Raw genomic sequence first — 2,846 nt, 5'->3', positions numbered from 1 at the left:
TCCGCGCGGGCTGTCGCGGAATCAGGCGCTGTTGAGCTGCCGGATCCGGATCAGCGGGCGTAGTACTCGACGACGAGCTGCTCGTCGCAGATGACGGGGATTTCCTTGCGCTGCGGGTCACGGTCCAGGCGGAACGCCAGGGCCTTCAGGTTGACCTGGAGGTAGCGCGGGGTCTCGCCGTCGGTGTCGTAGCCACCCTCGCGCGCGACCTGGAAGGGAACCTTGTCGCGGCTGCGCTCGCGGACCATCACCACGTCGTCGGGACGGACACGGAAGGACGGCTTGTCGACCTTGCCGCCGTTGACCTCGATGTGGCCGTGGACGACCATCTGACGGGCCTGGTAGATGGTGCGGGCGATGCCCGAACGCAGCACCAGCGCGTCCAGACGGCGCTCCAGCTCGACGACCAGGGCCTCGCCCGTCTTGCCCTCGGCCTTCTTGGCACGGTCGTAGGCACGGGCCATCTGGCGCTCGCTGATGTCGTACTGGGCGCGCAGACGCTGCTTCTCCAGCAGACGGACCTTGTAGTCACTGTTCTGCTTGCGTCCCCGACCGTGCTCACCCGGCGGGTAAGGACGGGCCTCGAAGTACTTGACGGCCTTCGGCGTCAGCGCGATACCGAGCGCACGGGACTTCTTGACCTTGGGACGCGACTGGTTAGGCACGTTCTCCAGACCTCCGTTGTAGGTTAGGTTAGGCTCACCTTACTTAAGGAGATCGCATGTCTCGCTCCGGGAACACCACGCGCATCACAGACAGCAGCCTCGACGCGCAGGGCACCGATTCGACGGAGGTCCGATCAGCTCATGGTCAGCCGCGTCCCAGCGGGCTTGAAATCGATCGGATGCCGTCAGCAGCCGAACGCACACGAACTCTCGTACAGGGTACATGCTCGGCGGTGCTGCTCGTCCCGGGCCTGGACGGGGCAGGGCCTTGCCAGATCGTGCCCGACAGGATCCGGGACCGCCTGATCCGGGACCGCCTGATCAGCCGCCGTCGCCGCGCAGCCGCTCGCGGACCTTGTCCACCACGTCCGCGTACCGCGCCTCGGCTCCGTACCGCGTGGGCTCGTAGTAACGCCTGCCCCGCACGCCGTCCGGAGCGTACTGCTGGGCGGCGACACCGCCCGGCACATCATGCGGATAGACATAGCCCTGGGCATGGCCGAGCTTGGCCGCGCCCTTGTAGTGGCCGTCGCGGAGATGGGCAGGGACCGGTCCCGCCAGTCCCTTCCGTACATCCTCCAGCGCGGCCGAGATCGCGGTGGTGGCCGCGTTCGACTTCGGCGCGAGCGCCAGCGCGATGGTGGCGTGGCTCAGGGTGAGAGCGGCCTCCGGAAAGCCGATCATGGCCACGGCCTGGGCGGCCGCGACCGCTGTCGGCAGGGCGGTGGGATCGGCGAGACCGATGTCCTCGCTCGCCGAGATCATCAGCCGGCGGGCGATGAACCGTGGGTCCTCTCCCGCGTCGATCATCCGGGCCAGATAGTGCAGCGCCGCGTCCACGTCGGAGCCTCGGATCGACTTGATGAGCGCGCTCGCCACGTCGTAATGCTGGTCGCCCTGGCGGTCGTAGTTCACCGCCGCGCGGTCGACGGTCTCCTCCACCGTCTTGAGGGCGATCTCCGCCTCGCCCTTGTCGAGCGCGGCGCCGGCCGCGGCCTCCAGCGCGGTCAGCGCACGGCGTGCGTCGCCGCCCGCGATCCGCAGGAGATGCGCCTCGGCGTCCTCGGGGAGCGTGAGCGCGCCGCCGAGACCGCGCTCCTCGGTGAGCGCCCGCCGCAGCAGACCGCGCAGATCGTCGTCCGTGAGCGGCTCCAGCGTGAGCAGCAGGGAGCGCGAGAGCAGCGGGGAGATCACCGAGAAGTACGGATTCTCGGTGGTGGCGGCGATGAGCGTCACCCAGCGGTTCTCCACGGCGGGCAGCAGGGAGTCCTGCTGGGCCTTGCTGAAGCGGTGGATCTCGTCGAGGAAGAGGACGGTGTCCTTGCCGAAGCCGCCGGAGGCCCTGCGGGCTCCGTCGATGACGGCCCGTACCTCCTTGACGCCCGCGGTGATCGCGGACAGCTCCACAAAGCGCTTGTTGGTCGCCTTGGAGACGACATACGCGAGCGTCGTCTTGCCGGTGCCCGGCGGGCCCCAGAGGATCACGGACGAAGGTCCGGCCGGACCGCCGCCGCCTTCGCCCACCAGCCGGCGCAGCGGTGATCCGGGCTTGAGCAGATGCGCCTGGCCAACGACTTCGTCAAGGACGCGCGGGCGCATCCGGACGGCCAGAGGGCTGCTGGACGGATCCTTCTCCTGGCGTTCTTCGGCCGCTGCGGTAAAGAGGTCGGGCTCCACGCGTTGAAGCCTATGCCAGAGCACTGACAACGCAGGTCCGGGCGGTCCTGGCCGTGCGGTCGCCGGGCCGGCCCGGCCGCCGGCTCAGCTCGTGCCGCCGGCTCAGCTCGTCCAGAAGTCCCACCACCGGGTCAGGATGAGCATCCCGATGATCCCGATGTGCAGTGCGGGCAGTACCCAGGTGAACTCGCCGAGGAAGCCGCGCAGCGCACCGGGCGTGGGCAGCACTCCATGGCGGACGTTGTGGGACGTCACGTACCAGAACATGGTGATCGTGGCGACCCAGGCCAGACAGCACCACAGGCAGAGTGCGTTGATGTTGTACAGGGACTGGTACTGGAGCCAGGTGCAGAAGCCGACGCCGAAGAGCGTGCCCGCGTTCAGCCCGAGCCAGAACCAGCGCCGGTAACGTGCCCCCGCCAGCAGTCCCACGCCGATGGCGATCACCACGGCGTAGGTCACCAGCCCGAGCATCGGATTCGGGAAGCCGAAGACCGACGCCTG

3 protein-coding genes are annotated in these 2,846 nt (G+C 68.7%); all 3 read right to left on the bottom strand.

All coding sequences use genetic code 11. From position 1 onward, the window contains the following. Positions 1-50 precede the first annotated feature (50 nt). Positions 51-665: a 30S ribosomal protein S4 gene (gene rpsD / locus GA0115259_RS00015; protein WP_046499535.1), complete on the bottom strand. Its 615-nt coding sequence runs from the start codon at positions 663-665 to the stop codon at positions 51-53. Positions 666-986: 321 nt separating this feature from the next. Beyond that, positions 987-2,342 carry a replication-associated recombination protein A gene (locus GA0115259_RS00010; protein WP_093588934.1) on the bottom strand — a complete coding sequence of 452 codons (1,356 nt, stop codon included), beginning with the start codon at positions 2,340-2,342 and terminating at the stop codon, positions 987-989. Between the two features lie 102 nt (positions 2,343-2,444). Continuing rightward, a partial coding sequence (locus GA0115259_RS00005; protein WP_272921082.1) for a vitamin K epoxide reductase family protein occupies positions 2,445-2,846 on the bottom strand: 402 nt, incomplete at its 5' end.

Origin of the sequence: Streptomyces sp. MnatMP-M17 (genome assembly GCF_900091995.1) — a bacterium.
In the GTDB taxonomy this organism is placed as follows: Bacteria; Actinomycetota; Actinomycetes; order Streptomycetales; family Streptomycetaceae; genus Streptomyces.
Note: the sequence above shows the minus strand (reverse complement) of the source record. Positions and strands in the feature narration are given on the sequence as shown.